The 26,784-nt window shown below is 67.1% G+C and carries 27 protein-coding genes; 10 read left to right on the top strand and 17 right to left on the bottom strand.

Annotated features, from left to right (window positions below; genetic code table 11):
* Positions 1-91 precede the first annotated feature (91 nt).
* Positions 92-802, bottom strand: a complete 711-nt coding sequence (locus KW832_RS21140) for a DUF4124 domain-containing protein (RefSeq protein WP_121507849.1) — start codon at positions 800-802, stop codon at positions 92-94.
* 5 nt (positions 803-807) lie between these two features.
* Positions 808-1,506 carry an orotate phosphoribosyltransferase gene (gene pyrE, locus KW832_RS21135; protein ID WP_055394401.1) on the bottom strand — a complete coding sequence of 233 codons (699 nt, stop codon included), beginning with the start codon at positions 1,504-1,506 and terminating at the stop codon, positions 808-810.
* Between the two features lie 10 nt (positions 1,507-1,516).
* Between pyrE and KW832_RS21130 the strand changes: the two genes are divergently transcribed.
* The gene (locus KW832_RS21130; RefSeq protein ID WP_121421965.1) at positions 1,517-2,320 is read left to right on the top strand and encodes an exodeoxyribonuclease III; all 804 of its coding nucleotides are present in this window, start codon (positions 1,517-1,519) and stop codon (positions 2,318-2,320) included.
* 22 nt (positions 2,321-2,342) lie between these two features.
* Positions 2,343-4,247 carry a GspE/PulE family protein gene (locus KW832_RS21125; RefSeq protein WP_218301238.1) on the top strand — a complete coding sequence of 635 codons (1,905 nt, stop codon included), beginning with the start codon at positions 2,343-2,345 and terminating at the stop codon, positions 4,245-4,247.
* A 144-nt stretch (positions 4,248-4,391) separates the two neighbouring features.
* On the opposite strand, the gene KW832_RS21120 is transcribed toward KW832_RS21125, so the two are convergent.
* The 3 genes from KW832_RS21120 to gstA are packed head-to-tail and all read right to left on the bottom strand — an operon-like array spanning position 4,392 to position 5,634.
* Positions 4,392-4,769 carry a nuclear transport factor 2 family protein gene (locus KW832_RS21120; protein ID WP_055400737.1) on the bottom strand — a complete coding sequence of 126 codons (378 nt, stop codon included), beginning with the start codon at positions 4,767-4,769 and terminating at the stop codon, positions 4,392-4,394.
* Complete coding sequence (locus KW832_RS21115) at positions 4,766-4,993, bottom strand: 4-oxalocrotonate tautomerase family protein (protein WP_008903571.1); 228 nt, start codon at positions 4,991-4,993, stop codon at positions 4,766-4,768. Before KW832_RS21115 ends, KW832_RS21120 begins: the two co-directional genes overlap by 4 nt.
* A gap of 32 nt (positions 4,994-5,025) precedes the next feature.
* Positions 5,026-5,634 carry a glutathione transferase GstA gene (gstA, locus tag KW832_RS21110; RefSeq protein WP_218301239.1) on the bottom strand — a complete coding sequence of 203 codons (609 nt, stop codon included), beginning with the start codon at positions 5,632-5,634 and terminating at the stop codon, positions 5,026-5,028.
* A 111-nt stretch (positions 5,635-5,745) separates the two neighbouring features.
* Here gstA and KW832_RS21105 point away from each other — a divergent pair, with 111 nt between their 5' ends.
* The 3 genes from KW832_RS21105 (at position 5,746) to KW832_RS21095 (ending at position 8,721) form a co-directional block, all read left to right on the top strand.
* On the top strand, positions 5,746-6,663 hold the full coding sequence (locus tag KW832_RS21105) for a LysR family transcriptional regulator (protein WP_218301240.1): 918 nt from the start codon (positions 5,746-5,748) through the stop codon (positions 6,661-6,663).
* A 59-nt stretch (positions 6,664-6,722) separates the two neighbouring features.
* The gene (locus KW832_RS21100; protein WP_121507853.1) at positions 6,723-7,361 is read left to right on the top strand and encodes an MBL fold metallo-hydrolase; all 639 of its coding nucleotides are present in this window, start codon (positions 6,723-6,725) and stop codon (positions 7,359-7,361) included.
* A gap of 295 nt (positions 7,362-7,656) precedes the next feature.
* Positions 7,657-8,721, top strand: a complete 1,065-nt coding sequence (locus tag KW832_RS21095; protein ID WP_218301241.1) for a GGDEF domain-containing protein — start codon at positions 7,657-7,659, stop codon at positions 8,719-8,721.
* A gap of 138 nt (positions 8,722-8,859) precedes the next feature.
* On the opposite strand, the gene KW832_RS21090 is transcribed toward KW832_RS21095, so the two are convergent.
* Positions 8,860-9,711 (bottom strand): M48 family metallopeptidase, encoded by an 852-nt coding sequence (locus KW832_RS21090; RefSeq protein WP_055401567.1) that lies wholly within the window; start codon positions 9,709-9,711, stop codon positions 8,860-8,862.
* Positions 9,712-9,841: 130 nt separating this feature from the next.
* On the opposite strand from KW832_RS21090, the gene KW832_RS21085 reads away from it, so the two are divergent.
* Positions 9,842-11,260, top strand: coding sequence for an MFS transporter (locus tag KW832_RS21085; protein WP_218301242.1), 1,419 nt, complete (start codon positions 9,842-9,844; stop codon positions 11,258-11,260).
* Here KW832_RS21085 and KW832_RS21080 read toward each other — a convergent pair.
* Complete coding sequence (locus KW832_RS21080; RefSeq protein WP_218301243.1) at positions 11,142-13,055, bottom strand: sensor histidine kinase; 1,914 nt, start codon at positions 13,053-13,055, stop codon at positions 11,142-11,144. The genes KW832_RS21085 and KW832_RS21080 overlap by 119 nt on opposite strands.
* Positions 13,056-13,068: 13 nt before the next feature.
* On the bottom strand, positions 13,069-13,749 hold the full coding sequence (locus KW832_RS21075; RefSeq protein ID WP_218301244.1) for a response regulator transcription factor: 681 nt from the start codon (positions 13,747-13,749) through the stop codon (positions 13,069-13,071).
* 280 nt (positions 13,750-14,029) lie between these two features.
* On the opposite strand from KW832_RS21075, the gene KW832_RS21070 reads away from it, so the two are divergent.
* Complete coding sequence (locus KW832_RS21070) at positions 14,030-14,752, top strand: response regulator transcription factor (protein ID WP_055401574.1); 723 nt, start codon at positions 14,030-14,032, stop codon at positions 14,750-14,752.
* A gap of 47 nt (positions 14,753-14,799) precedes the next feature.
* Positions 14,800-16,038 carry an ATP-binding protein gene (locus KW832_RS21065; protein WP_121421953.1) on the top strand — a complete coding sequence of 413 codons (1,239 nt, stop codon included), beginning with the start codon at positions 14,800-14,802 and terminating at the stop codon, positions 16,036-16,038.
* 52 nt (positions 16,039-16,090) lie between these two features.
* Here KW832_RS21065 and KW832_RS21060 read toward each other — a convergent pair whose 3' ends face one another.
* The 3 genes from KW832_RS21060 to KW832_RS21050 are packed head-to-tail and all read right to left on the bottom strand — an operon-like array spanning position 16,091 to position 19,209.
* On the bottom strand, positions 16,091-16,690 hold the full coding sequence (locus KW832_RS21060) for a hypothetical protein (RefSeq protein ID WP_218301245.1): 600 nt from the start codon (positions 16,688-16,690) through the stop codon (positions 16,091-16,093).
* Complete coding sequence (locus tag KW832_RS21055) at positions 16,674-17,963, bottom strand: ankyrin repeat domain-containing protein (protein WP_218301246.1); 1,290 nt, start codon at positions 17,961-17,963, stop codon at positions 16,674-16,676. Before KW832_RS21055 ends, KW832_RS21060 begins: the two co-directional genes overlap by 17 nt.
* 52 nt (positions 17,964-18,015) lie before the next feature.
* Positions 18,016-19,209 (bottom strand): YbfB/YjiJ family MFS transporter, encoded by a 1,194-nt coding sequence (locus KW832_RS21050; protein ID WP_218301403.1) that lies wholly within the window; start codon positions 19,207-19,209, stop codon positions 18,016-18,018.
* A gap of 203 nt (positions 19,210-19,412) precedes the next feature.
* Between KW832_RS21050 and KW832_RS21045 the strand changes: the two genes are divergently transcribed.
* Both KW832_RS21045 and KW832_RS21040 read left to right on the top strand, forming a co-directional pair.
* Entirely contained in the window at positions 19,413-20,282 is an 870-nt protein-coding gene (locus tag KW832_RS21045; RefSeq protein ID WP_218301247.1) for a LysR substrate-binding domain-containing protein, read from the top strand.
* A 43-nt stretch (positions 20,283-20,325) separates the two neighbouring features.
* Entirely contained in the window at positions 20,326-21,483 is a 1,158-nt protein-coding gene (locus KW832_RS21040) for a nitronate monooxygenase family protein (protein WP_218301248.1), read from the top strand.
* A 313-nt stretch (positions 21,484-21,796) separates the two neighbouring features.
* Here the strand turns inward: KW832_RS21040 and KW832_RS21035 are convergent, their stop codons facing one another.
* From KW832_RS21035 to KW832_RS21010, 6 genes are all read right to left on the bottom strand, one after another.
* Positions 21,797-22,771, bottom strand: coding sequence for a glycosyltransferase (locus KW832_RS21035; RefSeq protein WP_218301249.1), 975 nt, complete (start codon positions 22,769-22,771; stop codon positions 21,797-21,799).
* Positions 22,772-22,955: 184 nt separating this feature from the next.
* The gene (locus tag KW832_RS21030; protein WP_055399862.1) at positions 22,956-24,221 is read right to left on the bottom strand and encodes an O-antigen ligase; all 1,266 of its coding nucleotides are present in this window, start codon (positions 24,219-24,221) and stop codon (positions 22,956-22,958) included.
* Entirely contained in the window at positions 24,221-25,036 is an 816-nt protein-coding gene (locus tag KW832_RS21025; RefSeq protein ID WP_218301250.1) for a glycosyltransferase family 2 protein, read from the bottom strand. Before KW832_RS21025 ends, KW832_RS21030 begins: the two co-directional genes overlap by 1 nt.
* 3 nt (positions 25,037-25,039) lie before the next feature.
* On the bottom strand, positions 25,040-25,246 hold the full coding sequence (locus KW832_RS21020; RefSeq protein ID WP_055399857.1) for a zinc-finger domain-containing protein: 207 nt from the start codon (positions 25,244-25,246) through the stop codon (positions 25,040-25,042).
* Between the two features lie 5 nt (positions 25,247-25,251).
* Complete coding sequence (locus KW832_RS21015) at positions 25,252-26,190, bottom strand: branched-chain amino acid transaminase (RefSeq protein ID WP_121421947.1); 939 nt, start codon at positions 26,188-26,190, stop codon at positions 25,252-25,254.
* A 127-nt stretch (positions 26,191-26,317) separates the two neighbouring features.
* A complete protein-coding gene (locus KW832_RS21010; RefSeq protein ID WP_176887903.1) occupies positions 26,318-26,737 on the bottom strand; it encodes a glycerate kinase in 420 nt (139 codons plus the stop codon).
* Between the last annotated feature and the right edge of the window lie 47 nt (positions 26,738-26,784).

Below are 26,784 nucleotides of genomic sequence, written 5' to 3'. Positions count from 1 at the left end.
AGGGGCCTTTCGGCCCCTTTGCTTTTATGCTGTCCATCCGAGGCAGCGATGCGGCGCGTTCTCTGGTCCGCTGCGACCCTACCTTGGTGGGTTATCGGCTGCCGCCCGCAGGCACCGCGCTGGCAGCGGGCGCCGCAACAGCAGACGCTGCGGAGGGGGGCACACGCTGCGCATCCCACAGCTTGCGCAACTGCGCCAGCTCGGTGTCAAACCGCGCATGCACGCGGCGCTTTTCCTGGTCTTGCCCCGCGATGAAGCGCTGCTGCTCGGCCAGACTGTCGTCAATCTCAGCGATCTTGCGGCGCAGCGTCATGGGGGCCTTGTTGGGGTCCTTCTTGTAGAACTCCATCTCCACATCGAGCTTCTTGCGCTCCGCCTTCAGCTCCAGCGTTCGCTTTTCTGCGGTGGCCGTCACGTCATCCACCATCTGGATGGCCGCAGCGCGCTCCACATCGTGGGCGGCCTTGTCGGGGTAGCGGGCCACCAGCACGCGTTCGCGGCGGCGCTCTTCCACCACACGGGCGCGCTCTTCGGCATCCTTGCGGTTCTGGGCGTCCTGGGCTGCGCGCTCCAGCTCGGTGAGCGAGGGGCCAATCTGGCGGCGCGTGATGCCCGAAGGGCTGAGTTCGCGCTGCTCGCGGTCCAGGCATTCCGGGATGGGCCGGTCGGCCGTCAGCCGACGGCCGTTGCGGTCCACGCACGTGTAAATACCGCCCGTCGCACCCTGGGACTGTGCCGAGGCCAGCTCTGCGCCCAGGGTGAGCAGCATCACCCCGCCCATGATCCACGCCGACTTGCTCAAATGGTCTACCCTTCGTTAACACCGTACCGCTGGCGATAGGCCAGCACTTTTTCGTGATGCGAGCGCATCCCCTCTTCCCCGTTTTGGGAGAGATACAGCAATAAGTCTGCCAACCGGGCAATGGCACACACCTGCATGCCCAGTTGCTCGCGCACGTACTGCACGGCGCTGTGGTCCACGTCCTGGCCATTCTCCGTGGCTTTTTCCTGGCGGTCCAGCGCAATTGCAACCGCATGCGGCGTGGCACCCGCAGCGCGGATGATGGCGATGGACTCGCGGGCGGCGGTGCCAGCCGACATCACGTCGTCCACGATCAGCACCCGGCCTTTGAGGGGTGCGCCCACCAGCGTGCCGCCCTCGCCGTGGTCCTTGGCCTCCTTGCGGTTGTAGGCAAAGGGCACGTTGCGGCCCAGGCGCGCCAGCTCCACGGCCACGGTAGCGGCCAGCGGAATGCCCTTGTAGGCAGGGCCGAACACCATGTCGAATTCGATGCCGCTGGCCAGCAGGGCTTTTGCATAGAATTCCGCGAGCCGCCCGATCTTGCGGCCATCGTCGAACAGCCCTGCGTTGAAGAAATACGGGCTCAGGCGCCCCGCCTTGGTCTTGAATTCGCCAAACCGCAGCACGCCCGATTCGACGGCAAAACGTACAAAATCCTGCGCCAGCTGGCCCTGTTCAGAGGTTTGCGCGCCAACATCCACCATGGGGAATTCCTTGTTCAAGTTAACCAGCCTCAATCTCAATGGCATCCGCTCGGCCACCAGCAAAGGCGTGGAAAGCTGGATGGCAGCCACGCGGCCGGATTGTATTTGTGTGCAGGAAGTGAAGGCCCAGGCGGCCGACATGGCCAACCGGTTCGAGCGCATGGCGGGCCTGCAGGGCCACTTCCACTTTGCCCAGAAAAAGGGCTATTCCGGCGTGGGCATCTATACCCGGCATGAGCCCTCTGATGTAGTCATTGGCTATGGGTCAGCAGAGTTCGATACAGAAGGTCGATATGTGGAGCTGCGTTTTGACACACCGGCCCGCAAGCTGTCGATCATCAGCGCTTACTTTCCGAGTGGTTCCTCGGGCGAAGAACGCCAGCAGGCCAAGTTCCGGTTCCTGGCCGAGATCCATCCCCACCTGATGAAAGTCAAGCGCGAACGTGACTTCATTCTGTGCGGCGACATCAACATTGCGCACCAGCAAATCGACCTCAAAAACTGGCGCAGTAACCAGAAAAACAGTGGTTTTTTACCCGAAGAACGGGCCTGGATGACAAAACTGTTGCACACAACTGATGAGGGCGGCGGCATCATAGACGTTTACCGTCAGTTACAACCTACCGCCACAGACACCGCCTACACATGGTGGAGCAACCGGGGGCAGGCGTATGCCAACAACGTGGGTTGGCGGCTGGACTACCACCTGGCCACCCCCGCGCTCGCGGCGCTGGCACGTGCTGAATCCATCTACAAAGGTGAAAAGTTCTCAGACCACGCTCCCATCACGGTGGACTATGACTTCAGCCTTTGACGATGCCCGCTCCTGACCCTTGATGACCGACACCGCTGTTCCCCCCTCCCTCCCCGCCCACGGATTCCGCCCGCCCAATGCGGAATCCTTGTGGAAACAGCTCTCCGCCCCCCATCCCACCGTCGGCAAGGCGCGGCACCTGGGTGAGGCGCTGATCCACGCCGGCATGTTGTCCCCGTCGGCCCTGCAAGACGGCCTGCAGGCCCAGCAGCAGGAGCGCAGCGCCGGGCAGAACCGGCTGATCGGGCAGATCCTGGTGGATGACGGTGTCTTGACCCAGGAGCAGTTGCGCCAGGTCATTGCCGCGTGGCTGGGCGACTACACCGTGCACCCCGGCGACATCACCCCCGATGCGGCAGCCCTGGCCCTGGTGCCCCGGGCGATGGCAGAACGTGAATCGGTGTTGCCGCTGATCGCCCGCGATGACGCGTTGGTGCTGTTGATGGCCGACCCGCTCGATCGCGTGCTGCTGGACGAACTGCGGTTTCTCACGCAGCGGCGGCTCATTCCGCTGCAGGCCGCGCCAGGCACGCTGATGCCCGCCATTCACCGCGCCTACCGCACCCAGTCTGGCGGCGCCGACGCCACCACCGCGGCCCGAGCCACCTCGCGCGAGCTGGCCGCCAACCTGGGCAGCACCGTCCCGGACGCGGACTCCGAGCAGGCCGACGTGATCAGCGAGTCGGACAACACCCTGGTGCGGCTCATCAACTCGGTGATCGACGAAGCCATCCACCACCGCGCGTCCGACATCCACATCGAGACCGAGCCCGCGCCGCAGAACGTGCGCATCCGCCTGCGCATCGACGGCGACCTCACGCCCTACCTGGAGCTGCCCGCGCGCTACCGCTTTGCGATGGTGGCGCGCATCAAGATCATGGCGGGCATGGACATCTCCGAGCACCGCAAGCCCCAGGACGGCAAGATCGACTTCGCGCGCTTCGGAGGCCCGCCGGTGGAGCTGCGTGTGGTTACCGTGCCCACCTCGCGCGGACTGGAAGACGTGGTGCTGCGCCTGCTGGCGGGTGCCAAGCCCCTGCCGCTGGAGAACATCGGCCTGAGCCAGCCCAACCTGCTGGCGCTGCGCTCCGTGGTGCAAAAAAGTTATGGCCTGGTGCTGGTGTGCGGCCCTACGGGCTGCGGCAAGACGACCACGCTGCACTCGGTGGTGCGCGACATCAACACCGCAGGCCGCAAGATCTGGACGGCCGAAGACCCCATCGAGATCACGCAGGAGGGCCTGCGCCAGGTGCAGGTGAACCCGCGCATCGGCTGGACCTTTGCCGCCGCCATGCGCACTTTTTTGCGGGCCGACCCCGACGTGATCATGATCGGCGAGATGCGCGACGAGGAAACCGCGCGCATCGCCATCGAGGCCTCGCTGACGGGGCACCTGGTGCTGTCCACCCTGCACACCAACTCGGCGCCCGAGAGCATTGCGCGGCTGCTGGAGATTGGCCTGGACCCGTTCAACTTCTCCGATTCGCTGCTCGCCATCCTGGCCCAGCGCCTGGTGCGCCGTCTGTGCACAGCCTGCCGCGAGCCGCGTGTGGCCGACCACGACACGCTGCTTGGCCTGGCGTCGCAGTACCTGGACAGTGGCACCAACAACTCCCCCGAGGCCCGCGAGGCACAGGTGGCGCGCTGGCGCCAGCAGCACGGCGGCGCACAGGGCGAGCTGCGCCTGTGGCGCCATGTGGGCTGCACGAAGTGCGAGGGCCATGGCTACCACGGCCGGCTGGGCATCCATGAGCTGATGATGAGCGACGAGACCATTCGCCAACACATCCGCCACCGCGCCCCCGCCTCGGACATCCGCCACTCGGCACTGGCCGCCGGCATGCTGACCCTGCGCCAGGACGGCATCGAGAAGGTGCTGCAGGGGCTGACCGACATGTCGGAAGTGGTCGCGGCGACCAACCTGTGAGGCGGGCACACCGCCGGTGATGCCTGCCGCCGGTTTTTTAGTCAAATTGGGCTCTAGCGCCTATCTGGCAAGCGCTAGCAGCTATCAATCAATGAGTCCTTCCGAAAGGAAGAACTCGCCCACCCGCTTGCGCGCACCGCCGCCTCAGCGATCCAGTTCGTAGTGAAACACCTTGGCAATGATCTGCCAGCGCCCGTCCACGTGGATCAGGGTCAGCAGGTCGGTGAAGTGCTTGGGCAGGATGGCGCATTCCACCCTGGCCAAAGCCGTCACCGGCCCGGCAAACTCGATGGACAGGATGCGCTCCTGCACCGTCTCGCCCCGGCTGGCGGGCGAGGGGCGCTGGTCCACGATGGGGAAATATTCTTCCATGCGCAGGATCACCGCGGGCTCGGCCGTTGCGCAGGCATAGACCGCCTGCGGGTGGAACACGCGGCGCAGGCGCTGCGTATCGCTGTGGCACAGGCCGTCGAAATATTCCTGCAGCACGGCGGCGACTGCGTCAAAGCGCGGGTCACTCATGGCGCGCTCCCGTCGGCGGCGGCGCGAGCGCGCTGGCGGCGCACGGTCACCGTTTCACCGGCCACGCCCCAGTTGTCGGTCTCGACCTCGTCGATCACGACAAAGGTGGTGGCGGGCTCCTTGTTCAGAACGCGCACCAGCAAATCGGTTGCGCCTTGGATCAGCGCCGCTTTTTGCGCACCCGTGACACCTTCACGGGTCACTTTGATGTTGATGTAAGGCATGGCTATTTTCCTTGGGATGAAGCAATGGCCTCTCAGCCCAGCAGCCCTTCGGCCCGCATCGCGGCCTGCACGGCGGGGCGCGCGGCCACGCGGCGCAGGAAAGCCTGCAGATGGGCCAGGTCGCTGATATCCAGCTTCACGAACTTGGCCCAGCCCAGCACCACAAAAAGGTAGGCATCGGCCGCCGTGAAGTGCTCGCCCGTCAGGTAGGGGCCGTGCTGCAGCTGCGCGTCCAGCCAGTCCATCTTCTTGCGCAGCAGAGCGGCCAGCGTGGCCTTGGCGTTGTCGTCCAGCCCGGCGTGGAACAAGGGCGTGAAGGACTTGTGCAGCTCGGTGCTCACGTAGTTCTGCCACTCCATCACCCGGTAGCGCGCCAGCGTACCAGCTGCGGGCATGAGCTGCGTGGCCTGGGCCTGGTCGGCGATGTACTGCGCAATGACCGGGCCTTCGGTGAGGCGGGAGCCGTCCGCCAGCTCCAGCACGGGCACCTGGCCTTTGGGGTTGATGGCATAAAAATCGCGCCCGTCTGCCGTGCGGTGGCGCTCGGTATCGACCTTCTCCAGGTCGAAAGTGAGGCCACATTCGCGCAACAGGATGTGGGGCGACAGGGAGCAGGCGGCGGGAGAAAAGTACAGCTTCATGGGGTTGCCTTTGGAGCGTGGTGGAAAGATGAAGCGATGGTATTGAGGATGCAAACAGCAATAAACTAGGCTTCAGGAATTTCACTGATTACATGAAGTAATAAACAGAACATGGCGCGCCAATTTGACGACCTGAAGCTGGGCAGCATCGAACTGTTCTGCCTGACCGCGCAGTGGCAAAGCTTCACGGCCGCCGCCCAGGCGGCCGGGCTGACGGCGGCGGCCGTGAGCCGATCGGTGGCGCGCATGGAGGCGCGCCTGGGCGTGCGGCTGTTCCAGCGCACCACGCGCCAGGTGCGGCTGACCGACGCAGGCAAGCGTTACTACGAGCAATGCCGCCAGGCGCTGGGCCAGCTGGCCGAGGCAGAACGCGAGCTGTCGGGCCAACAGCAAAGCCCGGCAGGCCTCGTGCGCTTCAGCCTGCCCACCTCCTACGGGCACTGCCGCATCCTGCCCCTGCTGCCCGCATTTGCGCAGGCCTACCCCGACGTGGAGCTGGAGCTGCAGTTGAGCAACCGCAACGTGGACTTCACCGAAGAAGGCTTTGACCTGGCCGTGCGCGGTCGAGCCCCCATCGACTCGGGGCTGGTGGCGCGCAAGCTGGAGGACGCCGCCCTGGTGGTGGTCGCCGCCCCGGCGTACCTGGCGCGTTGCGGCACGCCGCATGCCATCGCCGACCTGGCGGCGCACGAATGCATCCAGTTTGTGCTGCCCAGCAGCGGCCAGGCGGTGCCATGGATACTGCGCGACGACGCCGGGCGCGATGTGGAGGTGCCCACCCAAGGCCACCTGCGCTGCGCCGACGACATCCTGGGCCCCGTGACCCTGGCGCGTGCAGGCGCAGGGCTGCTGCAGACCTACCGTTTCATTGTGGAAGCCGATCTGCACGGCGGCGCCTTGCAGGAGGTGCTGCCCGCCCATGCCGGTGCCTCCCGCCCGTTTTCGCTGCTGTACCCCGCCAACCGGCACATGCCGCTGCGCGTGCGCGTGCTGGTGGATTTCCTCGTCGATCGGCTGGCACAGGCTTGAGCCTCTCCCGGCCGCCGTGCGCCAGGCCTGCAAAAATACACACCACCACCTCACCCACCATGCTCCACTACCTCACCATCCCCGTCACCGCGTTCCAGCAAAACTGCTCCCTCGTCTGGTGCGACGCCACCCACAAAGCCGCCGTGATCGACCCCGGCGGCGACCTGGAGGTGCTGCTGGCAGAGATCCAGCGCCTAGGCCTCACGCTCGAACAGATCTGGCTCACCCACGCCCACATCGACCACGCGGGCGGCACGGGCGAGCTGGCAGAGCGGCTTTCGCTGCCCATCATTGGCCCCCACCCGGGCGACCAGTTCTGGATTGACGGCCTGCCGCAGCAAAGCGCGATGTTTGGGTTTCCGCCCGCGCAGCACTTCACGCCCACGCGCTGGCTGCACGATGGCGACACGGTGCAGATCGGCAACGAGACCCTGAACGTGCGCCACTGCCCCGGGCACACGCCAGGGCATGTGGTGTTCCACGCGCCGCAGATCGACCGGGCGTTTGTGGGCGATGTGCTGTTTGCGGGCAGCATGGGCCGCACGGATTTCCCGCAGGGCAACCACCAGCAGCTCATCGACAGCATCACCCAGCGCTTGTGGCCCATGGGCAACCAGACGGTGTTCATCCCGGGGCATGGGCCCGAGAGCACTTTCGGGCGTGAGCGCCAGAGCAATCCCTACGTGGGCGGGACCTGAGACGTGCCAGAAGAGCCTCAGAAACGTCCCGCAGCGCTTCGTTGCACATCGATTAGTATCTTTTTGATAGCTGCCAGCGCTTGATGGACAAGCGCTAGTGACCAATTTGACTACTACCTTCTCCTTTTAGGAGGTAGCCCCGCCCCACCCAGGCGCCCGCCCGGGGCGGATATGCGCGGCAAAAGCGGCCAGTTCTGCGGACCGCCGATGGTCTGCATGCTTACGATGTATCGTGTTGTAAGCAGCCTGTGGCACCCTTGCCCAGACTCCATCCGCCCCGCCCCGCTTTCGCGCCATGAACCCCACCTTCAAGTCACGCCCTCCCCTAGCACCGCAGCGCGGCTCCAGCCTGGCGGGCAAGGCCTACTGGGCCATGGTGCAGCGGGTGGCGCTGACCGCAGCGGCCATTGATGTCGGCTACATCGTGCTGTTTCTGTGGCTGGGCTCGCTGCCCCTGGCGGCCATCAACGTGATCAGCATCGGCATGTACCTGGGCGCATACCGGCTCATACAGAAACGCTACAACGTGGCCGGGCTGTTGCTGATCTGGCTGGAGGTGGTGGGGCATTCGGCGCTGGGTTCGCTGCTCATCGGCTGGGACAGCGGGTTTCACTACTACCTGCTGATGTTCATTCCTGCCATCGTGATTGCCAATACGCGGGGGTATGCCGCACCGATGGTGCTGGCGTTGCTGGCGTACTACCTGGGCCTGCATGCACTGAGCAGCCACCTGGGTCCGCTCGACCCCCTGCCCGCCCGCAGCGTCAACATCGTGAACTGGGTACACATCTGTCTGGTGTTCGCCATGTCGGCCGCGCTGTCGGCCTTTTACCGCCGCACGATCCTGATCGCGGAGGCTCGCTTGCGCAAGCAGGCCACGCTCGACCCGCTGACCGGCCTGGCCAACCGCAGCCACTTCGAAGCCCTGTCCACCAACGCGCTGGCGCGCAGCCAGCGCGACGGTGCGCCAGTCACCCTGCTGCTGTGTGATGTGGACTTGTTCAAACGGATCAACGACCAATACGGCCACGCCGTGGGTGACGAGGTACTGGTGGCCATGGCCAGAGTGCTGGCAGCCAACCTGCGCGAAGGGGACGTGCTGGCGCGCTGGGGCGGCGAAGAGTTTTTGGCGCTGATGCCCGCCAGCCCGCTGGACGCCGCCTGCGCCACCGCCGAACGCATCCGCACCGCCATCGAGCAAACGCCACTGGACGTGGGCCAGGCGCCCATCGCGCTGACCATGTCGTTTGGCGTGGCCCAGGTGCACAGCGCCGAAGACCTGCAAGCCGCCATTGCACGCGCCGACAAGGCGCTGTACCAAAGCAAGAACGCGGGCCGCAACCGGGTGAGCGTGGCATAGCTCCACGGCAGCCAAATTCTTAGTCAAATTGGCCGCTATCGCTTATTCATCAAGCGCTAATAGCTATTAAAACAGTAGCATCAGGATTCCCAGGCACCTTTCGATGGCGCGCCTTTGCCACCGACCCGCCGTCCACGACTACCCGTTGCGCCGCGCCGCCTCGTACAGGCCCTGCACTTTGGGCACATTCACCTCCAGCTCACGGATGCGCGCGGGGCCTGAAGGGTGTGTGGACAAAAACGCCAGCCCGCCCTGCTTGCTGCCGCTGGCGTTGCCCATCTTCTGCCACAGGCTTACGGCGGCCGAGGGCTGGTAGCCTGCGCGGGCGGCCAGCTCCAGCCCCACCAGGTCGGCATCGGTCTCGTCCGAACGGCTGAACTGCAGCGTGAGCAGCTGCCCACCCAGCCCCGCCGCCGCCTGGCCCAGGTCGCCAAGCCCCAGCAGCTGCGAGCCCAGGCGCAGCGCCAGGTTGGTGCCCTGTGTCTTGGCGATGCGCTCTCTCGCATGTTCGCGCAGGGCGTGGGCCATTTCGTGGCCCATGATCATGGCGGTCTCATCGTCGGTGAGCTTGAGCTGGTCCAGGATGCCGGTGTAGAACGCAATCTTGCCGCCAGGCATGCAGAAGGCGTTGATCTGCGAACTGCCGATGAGGTTGACCTCCCAGCGCCATTGTTTGGCGCGGTCGTTCCATGGCATGGTGTGCGGAATCAGCCGCTTGGCGATGGCGTGCAGGCGCTGCAGCTGCGGGTGGTCGCTGGGTGCCAGCGCGCGCTTGGCCTTGGCCTGCTGCAGCATCTGCTGGTACTGCTGGGCGGCGGAGTTTTCCAGCGTTTCAGCGGGCACCAGCTTGCGCAGGCTGGATGCCGAGCCCACCTCGACCTGCGCGAGCACTGGCGCCGCAGCGCTGGCGCCTGCCGCCAGCAGGAAGGCGCGGCGCGCCGACCACGGGGACGAGGGCGCAACAGAGGGAGCGGGGCAGAAAAGACACATACAAGGCGATCCCAGAAGGAATAATGAGCAGAGCTGGCACACAACACACCAGAGTCTGCCGCGCAGATGGAGGCCGGCAGGCTGGCTACAAGGGTGTGTCGGCGATGATAGACAAAACCTCCGCGCGCCCATGTCAGACACCTCCACTTCATCCGCCCCCAACCTCACCCCGGAAAAGCCGCCCCGCACGCCCTGGCTGCAAACCCTGCGCGTGTACCTGGAGCCCGCCAGCCTGCGCATGCTCACGCTCGGGTTCTCGGCCGGGCTGCCACTGCTGCTGGTGCTGGGCACGCTGAGCTTTCGCCTGCGCGAGGCGGGCATTGACCGCAGCACCATCGGCTACCTGAGCTGGGTGGGCCTGGCCTACGGCTTCAAGTGGGTGTGGGCGCCACTGGTAGACCGGCTGCCGATTCCGCTGCTCACACACGCGCTGGGGCGCAGGCGCAGCTGGCTGCTGCTGTCACAGGCGCTGATCGTGGCTGGGCTGGTGGGCATGGCGCTGGCCGACCCGCGCCAGACCCTGGGGCCCATCGTGTGGTGCGCGTTGGCCGTGGCATTTGGCTCGGCCACGCAAGACATCGCGCTCGATGCGTTTCGCATCGAATCCGCCGACGCCAACCACCAGGCGGCGCTGGCAGCGTCGTACCAGACGGGCTACCGACTGGCCATGATCTGGGCCGGAGCGGGCGTGTTGTGGATTGCAGCGCGCTCCGAGGTGGCGCCCGCCGTGGGCCAGGCCATCGCACAAGGCGCTGCGGCCTACCAGAACAGCGCGTGGCAAGTGGCGTACCTGGTGATGGCGGCCTCGATGGCCGTGGGCGTGGTCACCGTGCTGTTCTCACGCGAGCCCGCGCCCGTGCAACTGCCCCCTGCGCGCAACGCGGCGGAGTGGATCCAGAGCGCCATGGTGGAGCCTTTTGCCGATTTTCTGCGCCGCTATGGCTGGCACGCGGCGCTGATCCTGGCGCTCATCGCCGTGTACCGCATCAGCGATGTGGTGATGGGCATCATGGCCAACCCGTTTTATGTGGACATGGGCTTCACCAAAGACGAAGTGGCCGCCGTGACCAAGATCTACGGCGTGATCATGACGCTGGCCGGCGCCTTTGTGGGCGGCGTGTTGTCGATGCGGTTTGGCGTGATGCGCATCCTGATGCTGGGCGCCATCCTGAGCGCGGCCAGCAACCTGCTGTTCGCCTGGCTGGCGGGCCACGGACACGACGTGACGGCGCTGATTGCCGTGGTGTCGGCCGACAACCTGGCCAGCGGCATTGCGTCGGCCGCATTCATTGCCTATCTGTCGAGCCTGACGAACGTGAGTTACTCGGCCACGCAGTACGCACTGTTCAGCTCGATGATGTTGCTGCTGCCCAAGTTTGTGGCGGGTTTCTCGGGCGACTACGTGAATGCGTTTGGCTATGCGCAGTTCTTCACATCGACGGCGCTGCTGGGGTTGCCGGTGCTGGTGCTGGTGTGGCTGGCATCGCGGGTGCAGGCTCCCCCAGCAACGCAATCCGCACACACGTCCCCTGGCCCGGCACAGACGTGACATCCAGCTGCGCGCCGATAGCCTGCGCGCGTGCGCGCATGTTGGCCAGCCCCTGGCCCCCGGCTGCAGCCGGGCCGGGCATGCCGATGCCGTTGTCGGCGATCTCCAGCACCAGACACGGCGACTCATCATCGGGCTGGCGTACCAGACCCGGCTGCTGGTGCGCGCTGACCCGTACGCGGGTGGCCTGCGCATGCCGCAGCACGTTGGTGAATGCCTCCAGCAGGATGCGCTGGATCTGAAGCACCCTGTGCGGTGTGAGGCTGTCCAGCGTGGGCAGTTCTTCGTCCACCTGCCAATCGACCGAGATGCCCGAGGCGGCCAGCCGCGGTTGTAGCCGGTAGCGCAGCGTGGCCAGCACGGTGGCCAGGTCACCGTCCACCGGCTGCATGGCGTCCACGGCCATGCGCAGTTCATCGAGCGCCGCGTGGGCATGCTCACGCAGCGCGGCCCGGCTGGACCGGCCTTTGCCAATGAGGCTGAGCAGCCCCACCAGTTGCGAGCCGACGCCGTCGTGGATGTCACGCATGATGCGCTGGCGCTCCTGCAGGGCCGCGTGCTGCTCATGCTCCTGCTGCAGGAGCGCGTAGCTGACCTCAAGCTCACGCTCACGCTGGCGCACCTTCTCGTCCAGGGAATTGCTCAGGGCCTGGTATGCACGCACCTGGCGGGCATAACGATCCAGGATGAGCCAGCCCATCAGGAGCACGAAGAGCATGGTCGCCAGCGGAAGGTACGAAGAGCGGCCCACGCTTTCTGTCGCGATGCGGATCTCCAGGAAGTCGTACAGGCCCGCGCCTATGGGAACGAAGCTGGCAATACAGAAGGCGATGGCCTCGGGCTTGCGGGCCACGATCGCTTCCCGTGCAGCGATGACGTAGGCCCCAACCGCAGGCACAAATAGCAATCCCAGGGCGGCGGTCCAGTACTCCGGCTGGAACAGGCCAAAAGCTGCTGACACCAGGAGGGTTTCAGCGAGCAGCAGCACCCAGAACGCCCGCCGGGCCCCAGGCCCGTCGCGGCCGATCAAAGCCAGCGAGAAGCGCACCAGCAGCAGGACGTGCACCGCCAGCGAGAACGCCACGATGCCGCCCCACACCGGCCATCCCAGGGGCGAGGTGCTCCACAGACGGTCGCCGAAGCGCAGCATCCCGAACGGCGCGCACAGCGCGAAATAGCCGTACACCGGCTCCCGGTTGAGGTGCCACAGCCCTGCGGCAATCACGCCCGTGAGGGCCAGTGCAAACACCACGGCCACTGCGCCCCACTGCCGCCAGACATAGCGCTCGCGGTACTGCGGCTGAAGCACGGCCTCAGGCCCGAAGCGCGGTGCGGCCAGTCCACCCCAGCGCACCGCTTGCACGGCTACACGAACCTCCAGCACGGTGGGGACGCTTTGGGACAACAGGCGCGCAGGCACGGGCACCCACAGCGGCGCCTTGGTCGCATCGGTGCGGCCGTCGCCCAGCACGCCGCGGTGTGCAATCAGATCGCCGCCGACGAAGACTTCGACCTGGTTGCCCACCCGGGGGAAATAGACCCCCCTGAGGATTCCATCGGACGGCACGGGGGGAAGCGTCAGCAGGTAGCGCGCGCGCCCTGACATGCCGGGGTAGGCCTTGTCCCAGAGATGCGGAAGCGCCACCAGCCCCGCCCAGGGTTCGGCGCCATCGGGTTCGAGGTACGCATGGGCCTGCGCAATCGTCCCTACCTCCGGTTGGGCCTGCACCGTGCCGCCCAGAAGCACCCACAGCACCGCAATCCAGAGCACGCACAACGGTGCCTCCCGCGGCATGCCCGGCAGCCTCCTACAGAAGCCCCAGCTGCCGCGCCTCGTGAATCGCCTCCGTCTTTGAATGAACCGCCAGCTTGCTGTAGATGTTCTTGACATGCGATTGGACCGTGGAAGGCGAGATGCCCAGGATCTCTGCGGTTTCGGCGTAGGTGTAGCCGCGCGCAAGCTTGGCGAGGATATCCCGCTCCCGCGCCGTCAAGGTCGCATCGACGGGAAGCGCACTGGTCATCGCTGGCGCGGGCGACAGACGTGTCAGCAACTGGCGCGCGATGATGGGGGTCATGGGCGATCCGCCGGCATTCAGGCTCAGGACATGGTCGGCGAGATCGTCTTCGGTCCCGTCCTTGAGGAGGTAGCCGCGTGCGCCGGCTTCGAAGGCGCGCATCATGTTGGCTTCGTCGCCGAACATGCTGATGACCATGATCTCGGTTCCGGGCGAAAGCTTGCGGCAATGGCTGATGACCTGAAGGCCGGAGCCGTCGGGCAACCCGAGGTCCACGAGGAGCACGTCCACACGGTTGTCGCGCAGCCAAGCCACCATCTCGCCCACCGTGCCCGCAGAGTAGGCCAGCCACAGGCGGTCGGCCCGCGCCAGCGCGTGCTCGAACCGCCGCCGCGTGCGCGGATCGTCCTCCACGATCGCCACGGAGACGTCGCGCCCGGACGGGGCAAGGGGAGGCTCCGGGAGCGTCATGCGGACGGCGGGCTGGCGCCGTGGCATCCCGGCGTAAGGAAGGGGGAATTCATGCTCCGAGCGTAGGGGCAAAGCAGTGCCCACACAAGAAGAAGCTGCGCCTCCTGCGCATGGCATGCGTGCAACACAAGCGGCCCGGGCGGGACCGCGCGGCAGGGCAAGTTTGACCGCGGTCGTACGGCTGCACGGGCTTGGTGGCTTTACGGGAGGTTTACATGGCCGACAACGCACCGAGACAGCCCTTGGCGACCATGAAGCCACCCGCTACTACACTGCCCCCATGAGTTCCCAACTGCTGATGATCGAAGACGACGCCCGCCTCGCACAGATGGTGGGCGAGTACCTGGGCCAGTCGGGCCTGCAGGTCACGCACCGCGCGGACGGCAAGAGTGGCCTGGCGCAGCTGCAGGGACCCGACGCCGGGCCGCTGCCCGACCTCGTGATCCTGGACCTCATGCTGCCCGACATGGACGGCCTGGAAGTGTGCCGGCGCATCCGCTCGTTGCAAGGCCACGCGGCCCAGGTGCCGGTGCTCATGCTCACCGCCAAGGGCGACCCCATGGACCGCATCATCGGCCTGGAGCTGGGTGCCGACGATTACCTGCCCAAGCCGTTTGAGCCGCGCGAGCTGCTGGCCCGCATCCGCGCCATCCTGCGCCGCCGCACCGATGGCGGCAATGCAACGGCGGCCACGCAGGTCCTGCGTTTTGGCACGCTGGAGATCGACCGCGACGCCCGCACCGTGACCGTGGCAGGCGAGCTGGCCGACCTCACCTCCTACCAGTTCGACCTGCTGGTGGCGCTCGCCGAGCGCGCGGGCCGGGTGCTCACGCGCGACCAGATCATGGAGGCCGTGCGCGGCCGCGAGCTGGAGGCGTTTGACCGCTCCATCGACGTGCACATGGGCCGCATCCGTGCCGCCATAGAGGCCGACGCCAAGAACCCGCGCCGCATCCTCACGGTGCGTGGCGTGGGCTACGTTTTTGCGAAACAACAAGACTGACTGGTAGGGCGCGGCCCCGCAGCGGCGCGCACCTCCACTTTTGCTGAATGTCCCTTTCCACCCCCTTCTCCCGCCGTCTGTACCTGCGCATCTGGCTGGCCGTGGTCGGCGGCATCGCGGTGCTGACGCTGACCGTGGGCTGGGCCTGGCGCATGGCTGAGGAACAAAAGGCGCAGAACGCCCAGCCGTTCGTGCCGCCCTCGCGCGAGATGGTGCTGCGCGATCCCAACGGCACGCAGGTGCTCAAGGGCCTGGCCACGCGCCAGCCCAGCGAGCCGGGCGAAGGCATTGAATTCCAGATCCAATCGGACACCGGGCAGGTCTTTCTGCTGCAGATGGCGCCTCGCCAGCCACGCGGCGATCGGGGCGGCCGACCCGGAGGTCCGAACCAGGGCGACGCCGCGTTCTGGACCCGGCCACCGTTCGGCTTTTTGTGGCTGCTGGGCATCGTGGGCCTGGCCGTGGCCGTGGGTGTGTACCCCATCATCCGGCGCCTCACGCTGCGGCTCGAAGCCCTGCAACGCAGCGTGCAAAAGTTTGGCGAGGGCGACCTGTCGGTGCGTGTGCCCGAGCAAGGGCAGGACGAAGTGGCCGACCTCGCGCGTCAGTTCAACGCCGCCGCTGCGCGCGTCGAAACGCTGGTCAAGTCGCACAAATCGCTGCTGGCCAACGCCTCGCACGAACTGCGCTCACCGCTCACCCGCATCCGCATGGGGCTGGAGCTGATGGGCGGGCAGCAGCCCTCGCCCGCGTTCCGTGAGGAAATCCTGCGCAACATTGCCGAGCTGGACCAGCTGGTGGACGAGATCCTGCTGGCCAGTCGCCTGGATGCACGCGAAGCCGATGTGGGTACCGTAGAGCTGGTGGATCTGATCGGCCTGGCCGCCGAAGAGTGTGCACGCGTGGACGCCGACCTGGACGTGAGTTCGGACTCGGTGGACGTGCGCGGCATCCCCAAGCTTCTGCGCCGCGCAATCCGCAACCTGTTGGAAAACGCCCGGCGCTACAGCACCGGCGAGATCACCCTGGTGGTCGAACGCCGCCAGGGTCACGCCGAGGTGCGCGTGTGCGACCGGGGTCCGGGCGTGCCCGTGACCCACCGTGAACGCATCTTCGAGCCCTTCTACCGCCTGCCCGGCGCCAGCGAACGCGCAGGCGGCGTGGGCCTGGGGCTGGCGCTGGTGCGGTCAATTGCTGGGCGGCACAACGGCACAGTGCATTGCGAGGACCGGCCGGATGGCGCCCCTGGGGCCTGCTTTGTGCTGCGGCTACCGCTACAAAAATAATAGCTGTTAGCGGCTTACAGATAAGCGCTAGCAACCAAATCGACCTGAATTTTTACGATCCAGCAACGGCCTGCCATTGAAGCTGCGCCAGGTCGAGCCGCCAACGCCCCGGCACTGCCTGCCATTGGTTGGCGCCAGTGCAGCGCTCTCCACACCACACCTCCACCACGCCCGGCGCCACCCGCTGCGCCTGGTGCTTGTGCAGCCAGCCCGGCCCGGTGCCCGTGACATCGAGCCTCTGCATCTGAAAGGTGTGTGCATCCAATGCGTAGACAGGCGTCTCGCCAGGACGGCGCTGCGCGGGGTAGCCCAGGCAGCCGATGACGACGATGCGGCCATCCACCAGGGTGGCGGTGTGGGAGTCGGTGGGCGGGAACACGTCTTCCGGGTAGGCGAACACGCGCCGGTCCCAGGCGCCGCCCGGCTCGCTGGGCGGGGTGTGGACGATCACATCGGCGTAGATGAAGAAGTCGGGGTCGTAGCCGTCCTCGTGCTCTCCGCCGATCTGCACCCAGCGGCCATCGGGCAGGGCGGTCAGGCTTTGGCCGAAGCGGTCGGCGTTCCAGATGTGCTGCCAGGGGGTATCGCTGAAGCTGCGGTCCAGTCCGAACGCCTCGCCCGCGCCATAAGCGCTCTCACCCGACTCCAGCATGGCAAGGTGAAACGCGGTGGTGACGTCCTCGCCGTTGTGCCGCCCTGGGCGGGGCGTGTGGTGGTGCTTGAAATCGTCGGGCGTGCAGGTGACGAGCCAGCCAGAGGCGCGTGCCGTCGCGGCCCAGGTACTCCACCTGGCCGCCGTGGGCGACCAGCAGTTCCAGCATGGCGCGACTGCGGGCGCTGTTCATGGGGCAGCTCTTGTTATCGTTGTAGCGCTGGAGGTCGGCTCCGGCTTGCAGTAGCGCGGTGGCCATGGGCAGGTCGTCGTTCTCCACCGCAGCCAGCAAGGGAGTTTCGCGCGGGCCGCCGAGCGGCAATTCCACATCCGCGCCCGGCTGGGCCAGCCACCAGCGCAGCGCATCGGGCTGGCGGGAATCGATGATCCAGTACAGCAACGGCAAATCGCGCCACTTGACCTGCAGGTCGGCGCCTGCATCGCGCAGCAATACGAGCTTGTCCACCGCACCTTGTGCCGCCGCGTGGATAGCGGGCGTGCGGTTCCAGCCGTCGCGGACTTCAAGCTGCATGCGCAGAGCCGCACCATCCGGCCCCTGCAGCGCAGAGCCCACCTCCTGCGCCGTGCCCAGCGCCACCAACCGGTGCAACGGCGGCCAATCCAGCTTTTCCATGTCCAGGCCATGCGTTTGCAGGCAGCGCAGCGCCTCATAACGGCCCCAGCGCACCAGGCTGCAGGCGACGCGGCCCCCGTGGCGGCATTTCCCATCCGTGGACACGCCCTGAACCAGCAGCCAGTCCAGCATTTGCGGTGTGCGGGCCCGTTGGATGGCATTGTCGCCTTCGGTATCCTGGTGGTGCAGGTCAGCCCCCGCTGCCACCCACCACTCCACGCGCGCCACATCGCCGCCCTGCACCGCCCAGCGCAACCCTTCATTGAGCCAGGCATGCAATGTGGAGGGCGCAGCAGGCCACTTGCCGCGCTTCCACTCAGCCAGCTCGCGGGCCTGCGCGGCCACCTGGGCGTCGCTGCCTGGAAGGCCGCCCAGGCGGCGAAGGCCATCGAGCGTTGCCACGGACGCGGCGGCGCAGGCGCTGGCGCGGTACAGAAATGGAGTGAACCCCTTGGGCCGAAGCAGTTCACTGGCACCCGGCCGCCCCCACAGCCGGGCCAGCGCGAGCAGGGCGTCCCAGCGTTGATGGTCAGCCAGCAGCGCCAGGGCCTGCGCTTGCCGCGCGGGGACGCTGCCCGCCAGCGCGAAAAGGGTTTGCGCCAAAGGCTGCGCGGCCAGGGTCAGGTCGATGCGCTTCATGGAATTTTTGGGTCAAATGGGCAGTGAAGCCTTATACAGCAAGCGCTAGCAGCTACATTTTTTGATCCACAACCCGCCAGCGCCACGCCATGAAGCCGTAAATCACCGCCCCCAACACCAACACCGCCGCCGCCACGCCCAGCGCCCAGTCAAACCCCTGCGTCTGCGAGCCCGCGAGCGCCAGGAGCGCCGCCGCCATGGGCGGCCCCGCGATCTGGCCGATGCCGTACAGCGCGGTCATCAGGCCGGTGAAGCCTGCGCCCGCCTGGGGCCACTGGTGTCGCGCCTCCTGCAACGCAAAGAACGTGATGGCCGTGAAGGGCAGGCCCAGCAGCAGGCTACCGTATGCAAAGCCTGCCGGGCCGGGCCAGAGCAGGCCCAGGCCGATGGCCGCCGCCTGCAGCAGGTAGGCCCCCGCCAGCAGCAGGCGCCGGTCCCGCGCAGGGTGAATGCGCGTGGACAGCAGCGCCCCCAGCGCCACACCCGCGCCGAAGATGGGCCAGAACAGGTCGGGCCAGGCCGAGCCCGCAGGCAGCGCGGCCCGCGCGATCACGGGCAGGAAGGTGGCCGTGACGATGTAGCCCAGGCCGGCCAGGCCATAGGCCAGCGCCAGCAGGGCGCGCTCGGCTGCCGGGTGCGGCGCGGGCGGAGGTGGCGCCGTTGCCGCCGTGTTTGCGGCGCTTGGCACCACCGAGGAGGCTTCGCTGCCCCGCACCACCGGCCACACCAGCGCGCACAGCAAGGCGGCAAGCACGGCGAACACCGCCCAGCCCGTGGCGGCGCTCCAGCCCGCTGCCACCATGGCGCTGGTGGGCAGGCCGGTGGCGACGATGCCCAGGCCCGGACCGCAAAAGATCAACCCGCCCAGGGCCGGATGCCCCAGGTGGGCCAGCCGGCCCATGCACCAGTTGGCCGTGCCCAGGAACACCATGGCGCTGGCCACACCGGCCAGCAACCGCATCAGCGGCCACAGCACGGGCCATGGCAGGGCCAGCGCGGCTGTGAGCAGCACCGTGGCCACCAGCCCGCCCCGTACCAGGGCCGCGTTGCCGGGCACCGCGCCCAGGCGCCGACCCAGCCAGGGCAAGGCCATGTACAGCAGCGCACCCCCCAGGTAGCCCGCGTAGTTGGCCGTGGCCAGCCAGCTGCCGGTGGCGATGTCCACCACGCCGTCGTGCAGCATCATGGGCAACAGCGGTGTGAAGGCAAAGCGGCCGATGCCCATGGCGGCCGCCAGCGCGGCCATGCCCGCCAGTGCGACCTGGAGCGCGGAGGAGCCGGTGTCGCCACGCTGGGTGGCTGCAAGCGTGGAAGAAGAAGTGGCCTGGGTCACGGCATTGGGGCGGTTGCGCGGTGGGAGGGTGGGACGGTGGGGGAGTTGCGGCGTCGGATGCGGGGTCTTATGATCTTAGCAAGAGATTGAATTTTTGACATTCATACTTTTTCAAGATGGATAAAGTTTCCCCCCCACTCGATCTGGCCGCCCTCGACATCTTCCGCACCGTGGCGGCAGAGGGTAGCGTCACGCGCGCGGCCGAGCGGCTGCAGCGCGTGCAGTCCAATGTGACCACGCGGGTGCGCCAGCTGGAGGCCGACCTGGGCACCCCGCTGTTCCTGCGCGAGGGCAAGCGCATGGCGCTCACGCCCGAGGGCGAGGTGCTGCGGGGCTACGCTGACCGGCTGCTGGCGCTGGCCGAGGAGGCTCGGCAGGCCGTGCGGCCAGGCCAGCCCACGGGACGCCTGCGCCTGGGCTCGATGGAAAGCACCGCCGCCAGCCGCCTGCCCGCCCCGCTGGCGCAACTGCACCGCCAGTGGCCCGGGGTGGCGCTGGAGCTGTCGACCGCCCCCACGCGCGAACTGCTGGAGCGGCTGCGCGCCCATGCGCTCGACGCCGTGCTGGTGGCCTGGCCGCCAGGGCAGTCGCCCGACCCTGCGCTGGAAGCCAGCCCCGTGTTCGCCGAGGAACTGATCCTGGTGCTGCCCACGGGGCATCCGCCCGTGTCCGGCCCGCAGGATGTGGTGCCCGGCACGCTGGCGGTGTTCGAGCCTGGCTGCACCTACCGGGGGGTGGCGCAGGACTGGTTCGCAGCCCGCACCCCGCCCATGCAGACGCTGGAACTGGGCTCGTACCACGCCATCCTGGCCAGCGTGGCGGGGGGTGGCAGCGTGGGCATCGTGCCGCGCTCGGTGCTCCAGCTCTCGCCCCACGCCGCGCTGCTGGCCCAGCACCCCCTGACCACCCTGCAGACGCTGCTGGTGTGGCGCCACGGCTACCGGTCCGCGGCGCTGGATGCGCTGCAGCAAGTGCTGCGCGACTGATAACCCTTCTCTTCTTCCCTTTTTTAGCGAACGGAACGCCACCATGCCCCACCCCAGCCTGCGCACCGCCCTCTCCCTGCGTCTGCCCATCATCCAGGGGCCCATGACGGGTTCCGACACCCCGGCGCTGGCTGCCTCCGTGTCCGCAGCGGGCGGGCTGGGCACCCTGGGCTGCGGCATGCGCTCCCCCGCAGCCATGGCCGAGGCGGCGGCCGAGGTGCGGCGGCGCACCGACCGGCCCTTCGGGCTCAATCTCTTCGTGCAGGACACGCCCGCGCCCGATGCGGCCACGGTGGAAAAGGCCGTGGCCCGTCTGGCGCCGCTGTATGCGGAGTTCGGCCTCACGCCCGCCGTGCCCGCGCGCTGGTGCGAGGACTTTGCGGCCCAGTTCGACGCCCTGGTCGAAGCGCGCCCGGCCGTGGCGAGTTTTACCTTCGGCATCCTGAACGCCGCGCAGGTCGAGCGGCTGCACAGCGCGGGCTGCACTGTCATCGGCACGGCCACCACCGTGGCCGAGGCCGTGGCCTGGGCCGATGTGGGCGCGGACGCGGTGGTCGCATCGGGCATGGAGGCGGGCGGCCACCGGGGCACTTTTTTGCCCACGGGCCGTCTGCAGGCCGAGGGCCTTGCGCCCGCAGAAAAGGCCCCTGCCGCCAAGGGCCCCTCGCAGGCCGACTTTGCGGCGTCCATGGTGGGCACCATGGCCCTCATCCCGCAGTGCGTGGATGCGCTGCGCCCCCGGGGCGTGGCAGTGATCGCGGCCGGCGGGATCATGGACGGGCGAGGCATCGCCGCGGCGCAGGCTCTGGGCGCCGAGGCGGTGCAGATGGGCACGGCCTTCCTGGCCTGCGACGAGTCGGGCATCGGCCCGGCCTACCGCGATGCGCTGGCCCACGCCACCGGCACGGACACGCGCACCACCCGCGTCTTCTCGGGCCGCCCGGCGCGCGGCATCGTCAACACGATGCTGCAGCGGCTGCACGCGCACGAGGCCGATGTGCCAGCCTACCCGGTGCAGAACGCCCTCACCGGCGCGCTGCGCCGGGCGTCTGCCGAGGCAGGGCGGGCGGACTACCTCTCACTGTGGGCCGGCCAGGGCGTGGCGGCGGTGCGCCCCATGCCAGCGGCGGCGCTCGTGGCCGTGCTGGAAGCGGAATGGCGGGCTGCGCTGGCAGCCGTGGGAGCGCAGGGCGCGGGGTAGAGGTGATTTTGCTATTAATTAAATAGCATATTGCGCTTGATGAATAAGCGCTAGCGGCCAATTCGATCAGTTTTTCACACGCCTCCACCGCGCGGAACGCGCCCTGGCTTCGACCGGCCCAGTCCGAGCGGGCACGGGTAGGACGATATGTGCACGCTGGTAGACGGTCCTGCATCGCCAAGCAACCAGCCCGCGATGTTCACGCCCTTCGATACCGGAGCGCACCCAAGCCAGTGCACCCGTGGAACCGGCTCTGCCGGGCCACTGGGTGCGTCCCCCTCCGGGGGAAGGCGCGCAGCGCCTCAGGGGGGGTTCAGCCCTTCCAGGGCAGTTCGCGCGCAGGCCCCTGGATGACAGGCGGCTGGGCGTTGATCTTCTCACCCGCCAGCACGCGCTCGTACATGCGCAGGTAGTTGCGGGCCATGCGCTCGGCGCCGAAGTGATCGACCACATGCTGGTGACAGGCGCGGGCGTCAAAGCGGTTGTTGCGCACCGCCTCGGCCAGCACGGTGGCTTCGGCCGACAGCACACCGCAGTGCACCGGCACCAGCTCGGGCAATGCGCCGTAGGGCGTGGAAAACACCGGGCAGCCGAAATACAGGCTTTCGATCACCGCCAGCCCAAAGGGCTCGTGCCAGCGCACCGGAAAGATCAGACCGCGCGAGGCATTGAGCAGGCTGGTCTTCTGCGAGCCGCCCACCATGCCGTGAAAGTGGATCTTGCGTGACAGCGTCCAGCGAAAGCCGCGCTTGAAGTTGATGCGGTCTCCGCCCAGCACGTCCAGCTCCACGCCAGCCATCTTGGCCACCTTGATCGCGCCGCGCACGTTCTTCACGCCCCAGGCCGCCTTACCCAGAAAGTGGTAGTGGGGCCGTGGGCGGTCAAAGTCCACAGGGCCATAGCCGCTCCAATCGAGTCCGTTGTAGACAAACTCGGTGGAACCGTAACGCGCGGCGTGGTCACGCGAGAGGAACACGGTGTTCAGCGGCAGCGGCTTGGGCTTGCGCGCGTTGCCGTGCTCGGTGACCAGATAGGGCCGGCTCAGCTCGGTGCGGGGGTTGAACTGGAAATGCGCAATGTCCACATCGGCCGGGATCTGGCCCTCCCACGGTGCGTCGGGGCGGATGGGCAGCACATGCCCGAAGTCGCAGCTGGAACCGTCGGGCACCAGATAGCTCACGCGGTGACCGAGCTGCACCAGCGTCTTGCCCAGATCCCAGATCACACGCTCGGTGCCGCCGTAGCCGAAGACGGGAATGGGGGAGTTGTTGATGAGCAGAATGTGCATAGGGAAATCTCTCGTCTCAGTTTTCCATGGCGCTAAACGACACCCGCAATGCATGAAACCGGCGCGCTCCAAGCCAGCGCCCCCGTGCAAGGGCCGCCCCGCCGCACTGGGGGCGTCCCCCTCCCGCCTTGCGCAGCAAGGCGAGAGAGGGGGAAGGCGCGAAGCGACTCAGGGGGTGCTTCATCTAAAGCGGTCTTGGGCAGCCCATGCGCGTGCGCCGCTCGTGCAGGGCCGCCAGCACCAGGGGGCACATGAAGAGGTAGAACATGTTGCCGCTGTTGTGAGCCAGAAACACTTGCGTGAGCCCAAAACCGATGTACGACAGGGGCACCATCACACCCACCAGGCACAGCGAGAGCGACTCCTTGTCCATCTTGCCGGCACCGTCGCGAATGCGCCGCGCCGTGGGCCAGAACATCGCGAGCGGAATGCCGTAGAACGCCATGAGCAACAGCACGCCAGGCAGCCCGCGTTTGGCAAACAGGTCCAGGATTTCGTTGTGCGCGTGCCCAAATTCGAGCACCACGGGATGCGCCAGCCCGGCGGCCACGCGCCGGGCCTTCTCGTCGGTGTACCCGGCCCGGCCCCAGCCGGTGAAGGGCCGGTCCCAGCCCATCTGCCACGCCAGGCGCCAATGCGCCAGCCGCTGGCCAACCGAGCTGCGGCCGTCACCGTGGTCCTTGTAGACCTGCACTTCCTGGCGCGCCTCGTCCACCCGCTGCTCCACCGCAGGCACCTGCGACAGCGCAGCCGCCGCCAGCGCCAGCGCACACAGGCCCCAGTACACGCGCCGCTGCCCGGTGGTGCGCACCAGCAGCCAGGCACACACGGGCAGCAACAGCACCAGCGCCAGCCAGCCGCCGCGCGACTGGGAGAGCACCGAGCCGGCGGCACCCAGCCCGATGGCGCTGGCCAGCAGCAACCGCTGCCACAGGCACCAGCGCTTCCATTGCACGACGAGCAGCAGGCCGCTCATCACGGCCAGCAGCATGCTCAGGTTGCCGTACTGGATGGCGTTGGTAAATCCATTGGCACGCGGGAGCTCCATCACGAAGGTCTGGTACAGCGCCACCAGCCCGCTGCCCACTGCGCCGACCGCCACCCCCATCCACAGCCAGGCGGCACGGGGCTCGAACGTCATCAGGAAAAAGATGCAGGGCAAGGCCAAGAGGTATTTGACCGGCCGATCCATGCTGCCCCAGCCCCAGGTGGCGCCCACATCCAGCATCCACAGCGCAGCCATGCACGAAAAAGCCGCCGTCAGCCACCAGGCGGCACGCGGCGCAGGGCGGCGCCACCACAGCGGCGCGCTGGCCAGCGTGGCCAGCAGCAGCAGCACGGCGCCGTAGGAATAGCCCGAGGGCAGCCACAGCGCCAGCCCCGGGACCATGAACGCGCCAATGCTGGCGCAACGGGAAAACCAGCGGTGGGTATCCTGCGGAGACGTCATCAGCGAATCACCCGCCCCGTCAGGCTGTCGCGGTCGTAATGCAGGGCGGCGTACCGGAAAAAGCCCTCCAGCGCCACAAACAGGCAGTACAGAAAGCCCGCGCCGCCACACAAAAAGCCCAGCCGGAACACATACAGACGCAGGAACATCGACCCGCCCGACGCCAAGCCCCGCAAGACCCCGCCGCGTTTGCCCGCCTCCGCCCGCTTGGCGGCACCGAGCATCACGTACTGGGTAAGCTTCTCCAGGCTGCCGCGCACCGTGGTGCGGGAGTAGTGCAGCAGCCGCGCCTTGATGAGGCGACGCGGCACCGCTGCGCCACCGGGCAGGGCATGGAGCTGGGCCTGCTCGTGCACCACCCCGGTGTATTCCTTCACCAGCGCACGCACAAACAGGCGCTCGATCTGCGACTGCGACCGGAAATACTTGAGCTCGTGCCCATAGGCCACCATGCGCCAGCGGATGGTCCACACGGCCTGCTCGCCCGAACGGACGATGGCCTGCAGTTCCTGCGCAAACGCGGGTGGCATCACCTCGTCAGCGTCGAGGAAAAACACATAGTCGCCGCGCGAATGCGCCAGCAGCCGGTTGCGCTGCACGGCAAAGCCCTGCCAGTCGGGATAGCTGTGGACTTCGGCGCCCAGGCTTTGGGCGATGGCCACGGTGTTGTCCGTGCTGCCGCTGTCCACCACCAGCAGCTGGTCGGCGAACGCGGCGCTTTTCAGGCAGGCCTCAATACGGTGCGCCTCGTTGTGGGTCAGCACCGCCACGGTCAACGTGGGCGGCGCCGATGCGCCGCCGGTTCCCACGGGCATCAATCAGTGGCCAGCGTGTACGTGCTCGCCCGCCTTCAGGCGGTACACCGTGCCACAGTACGGGCACTTGGCCTCGCCGGTGCGGGCCACGTCCAGGTACACCTTGGGGTGGCTGTTCCAGATTTTCATATCGGCCTTGGGGCTGGGGCAGAAAACCCCACCCTGGGCATTGAGGTCCTTGGCCAGGAGTTCGATGGCGGCTTGGGACATGGTGTTCAGACTTTCGCGAGCCAGTGGGCGTAGTTGGAGTTGCGGCCGTTGACGATGTCAAAGAAGGCGCTCTGGATTTTTTCGGTGATCGGGCCGCGTGATCCGCTGCCCAGCTCGATCCGGTCGAGTTCGCGGATGGGGGTCACTTCAGCCGCCGTGCCGGTGAAGAAGGCTTCGTCGGCGATGTACACCTCGTCGCGCGTGATGCGCTTTTGCACGATCTCCAGGCCCAGGTCCTTGGCGATGTGGAACACGGTGTTGCGGGTGATGCCGTTGAGGGCACCGGCCGACAGGTCGGGCGTGTAGATCACGCCGTTCTTGATGACAAAGATGTTTTCGCCCGCACCTTCGGACACAAAACCCGAGCTGTCGAGCAGCAGTGCTTCGTCGTAGCCGTCGTCCAGGGCTTCCATGTTGGCGAGGATGGAATTGGTGTAGTTGCTCACCGCCTTGGCCTGCGTCATGGTGATGTTGACGTGGTGGCGGGTGTAGCTGCTGGTCTTGACGCGGATGCCGCGCTTCATGCCTTCTTCGCCCAGGTAGGCGCCCCAGGCCCAGGCGGCCACCATGAGGTGGATCTGGTTGCCCTTGGGCGAAACACCCAGCTTTTGCGAGCCGATCCAGGTCAATGGACGCAGATAGCAGGATTCGAGCTTGTTTTCACGCACCACAGCCTTCTGGGCTTCGTTCACTTCTTCCTTGGTGAACGGGATCTTCATGCGCAAGATCTTGGCGCTGTTGAAGAGGCGGTCAGTGTGCTCTTCCAGGCGGAAGATCGCCGTGCCGTTGGCCGTGTTGTACGCGCGCACGCCTTCGAAGGCGCCGCAGCCGTAGTGCAGGGTGTGGGTCAGCACATGGATCTTGGCGTCGCGCCAATCGACCATCTGGCCGTCCATCCAGATCTTGCCGTCACGGTCGGCCATCGAGGGAACTACGGGGCTCATGGGAATCCTTTGGTTGCTGTGGGTCGCAAAACCGGGATTTTACGGGGCCGCAGCGGGCCAGGAACCGGGGCACCAGGGTGCAGTGCAGCAAATGGTGCCCCGCCAAGGGCAAGGGCCTGTGCAGCGGTCAGCCTTGGGGGGGAGTGGCGGCCGCTTCGCCCTCCGGCCGCACCAGCGTCCATTTCACCAATTTGCCATGGCGAAACTCGCAGGTCACATGCGACTGGGTGCCGTCTGTCCAGCGGTACACCTCGGGGTCAGCGCCCTCGGGCGACAGCAGTTCCCCCAGCGCCTGCGTCATGGCCACCACATGCATCAGGTTCACGCCCTCAGCCAGCCGGGCATTGAGCATGACCGCACTGCCCACATAGCCGATGGGGCGCTTGGCGGCCTTCTTCATCACATTCACCAGCCGCGTGAAATGCAGCAGGGCCCACATGACCAGCCCGCCCACCACGGCCGCCACACCGGCCCAGCCATAGGCTGTAAAACCAAACCCGACCAGGGCCACCGCCCCCAGGGGCACCAGGATATTGCGCAGATTCATAGGCTGGGATTGTCTTACGGCCTCAACCGTGTGTGGCTGTGGGCATT

Source organism: Acidovorax sp. sif0632 (assembly GCF_019218805.1).
Taxonomy (GTDB): Bacteria; Pseudomonadota; Gammaproteobacteria; order Burkholderiales; family Burkholderiaceae_C; genus Acidovorax; species Acidovorax facilis.
Note: the sequence above shows the minus strand (reverse complement) of the source record. Positions and strands in the feature narration are given on the sequence as shown.

Coding starts and splice junctions, on each gene's coding strand:
- pyrE (WP_055394401.1), bottom strand. CDS start 1,506: ATGGTGGATGTTGGCGCGCAAACCTCTGAACAGGGCCAGCTGGCGCAG.
- KW832_RS21125 (WP_218301238.1), top strand. CDS start 2,343: ATGACCGACACCGCTGTTCCCCCCTCCCTCCCCGCCCACGGATTCCGC.
- KW832_RS21120 (WP_055400737.1), bottom strand. CDS start 4,769: ATGAGTGACCCGCGCTTTGACGCAGTCGCCGCCGTGCTGCAGGAATAT.
- KW832_RS21115 (WP_008903571.1), bottom strand. CDS start 4,993: ATGCCTTACATCAACATCAAAGTGACCCGTGAAGGTGTCACGGGTGCG.
- gstA (WP_218301239.1), bottom strand. CDS start 5,634: ATGAAGCTGTACTTTTCTCCCGCCGCCTGCTCCCTGTCGCCCCACATC.
- KW832_RS21105 (WP_218301240.1), top strand. CDS start 5,746: ATGGCGCGCCAATTTGACGACCTGAAGCTGGGCAGCATCGAACTGTTC.
- KW832_RS21100 (WP_121507853.1), top strand. CDS start 6,723: ATGCTCCACTACCTCACCATCCCCGTCACCGCGTTCCAGCAAAACTGC.
- KW832_RS21095 (WP_218301241.1), top strand. CDS start 7,657: ATGAACCCCACCTTCAAGTCACGCCCTCCCCTAGCACCGCAGCGCGGC.
- KW832_RS21090 (WP_055401567.1), bottom strand. CDS start 9,711: ATGTGTCTTTTCTGCCCCGCTCCCTCTGTTGCGCCCTCGTCCCCGTGG.
- KW832_RS21085 (WP_218301242.1), top strand. CDS start 9,842: ATGTCAGACACCTCCACTTCATCCGCCCCCAACCTCACCCCGGAAAAG.
- KW832_RS21080 (WP_218301243.1), bottom strand. CDS start 13,055: ATGCCGCGGGAGGCACCGTTGTGCGTGCTCTGGATTGCGGTGCTGTGG.
- KW832_RS21075 (WP_218301244.1), bottom strand. CDS start 13,749: ATGACGCTCCCGGAGCCTCCCCTTGCCCCGTCCGGGCGCGACGTCTCC.
- KW832_RS21070 (WP_055401574.1), top strand. CDS start 14,030: ATGAGTTCCCAACTGCTGATGATCGAAGACGACGCCCGCCTCGCACAG.
- KW832_RS21065 (WP_121421953.1), top strand. CDS start 14,800: ATGTCCCTTTCCACCCCCTTCTCCCGCCGTCTGTACCTGCGCATCTGG.
- KW832_RS21060 (WP_218301245.1), bottom strand. CDS start 16,690: ATGCTGGAGTCGGGTGAGAGCGCTTATGGCGCGGGCGAGGCGTTCGGA.
- KW832_RS21055 (WP_218301246.1), bottom strand. CDS start 17,963: ATGAAGCGCATCGACCTGACCCTGGCCGCGCAGCCTTTGGCGCAAACC.
- KW832_RS21050 (WP_218301403.1), bottom strand. CDS start 19,209: ATGGCCGCGCTGGCGGCCGCCATGGGCATCGGCCGCTTTGCCTTCACA.
- KW832_RS21045 (WP_218301247.1), top strand. CDS start 19,413: ATGGATAAAGTTTCCCCCCCACTCGATCTGGCCGCCCTCGACATCTTC.
- KW832_RS21040 (WP_218301248.1), top strand. CDS start 20,326: ATGCCCCACCCCAGCCTGCGCACCGCCCTCTCCCTGCGTCTGCCCATC.
- KW832_RS21035 (WP_218301249.1), bottom strand. CDS start 22,771: ATGCACATTCTGCTCATCAACAACTCCCCCATTCCCGTCTTCGGCTAC.
- KW832_RS21030 (WP_055399862.1), bottom strand. CDS start 24,221: ATGACGTCTCCGCAGGATACCCACCGCTGGTTTTCCCGTTGCGCCAGC.
- KW832_RS21025 (WP_218301250.1), bottom strand. CDS start 25,036: ATGCCCGTGGGAACCGGCGGCGCATCGGCGCCGCCCACGTTGACCGTG.
- KW832_RS21020 (WP_055399857.1), bottom strand. CDS start 25,246: ATGTCCCAAGCCGCCATCGAACTCCTGGCCAAGGACCTCAATGCCCAG.
- KW832_RS21015 (WP_121421947.1), bottom strand. CDS start 26,190: ATGAGCCCCGTAGTTCCCTCGATGGCCGACCGTGACGGCAAGATCTGG.
- KW832_RS21010 (WP_176887903.1), bottom strand. CDS start 26,737: ATGAATCTGCGCAATATCCTGGTGCCCCTGGGGGCGGTGGCCCTGGTC.